The sequence below is a fragment of the Methylobacterium sp. J-072 genome, from assembly GCF_022829425.1.
In the GTDB taxonomy this organism is placed as follows: domain Bacteria; phylum Pseudomonadota; class Alphaproteobacteria; order Rhizobiales; family Beijerinckiaceae; genus Methylobacterium.
The window spans coordinates 1-498 of record NZ_JAKSYK010000043.1 but is presented as its reverse complement, the minus strand read 5'-3'; the positions used below and the strand labels follow the sequence as shown (position 1 = coordinate 498).

At 58.2% G+C, this 498-nt stretch carries 1 pseudogene; it reads left to right on the top strand.

The features are described 5' to 3' along the window. A pseudogene (locus tag MKK67_RS04370) lies at positions 1–132 on the top strand (porin family protein); the annotation flags it as partial. Positions 133–498 lie beyond the last annotated feature (366 nt).

Below are 498 nucleotides of genomic sequence, written 5' to 3'. Positions count from 1 at the left end.
ACCCGCAACCAGGGCGTCCTGCTCGTCAACGCCGCCAACCTCGCCCCGGCCTATTCCAGCCCGATCGGTCGCCGCGACGACGAGTTCGCCGTGGTCCGCGCCGGCCTGAACTACAAGTTAGCCACGTACTAAGATCGAGCTGCACTCGGCCTTCGGGCAGGGGTATGCGGCAGGCGGGTGTGGGACTGGTCCTCTTCAACGCCATTTGCCGCAGAAGATGTTATAACCAGGTTGACCTTCGCATCCCTAGCCCGATCGGCCTGGCCCGGCGGGGACATCAAGCCTTGAAGTGAAGGGCGCCCACTTGAGTGCTGGGGGGCTTCCGGTTGGGTCACCCCGCCCCCGTACGTGATGTGTGGAAGAGGACGTCCCAGGAACTAAAGCAGCAGAAGCAAAACAGCATCGGCATTGTGTCAGTCAGTTCCATTTTTTGATTAGACTGATCGCGAAAGATAATATCAAATACCATTCGAACGATTAAAGGACTCGCCAAATGAA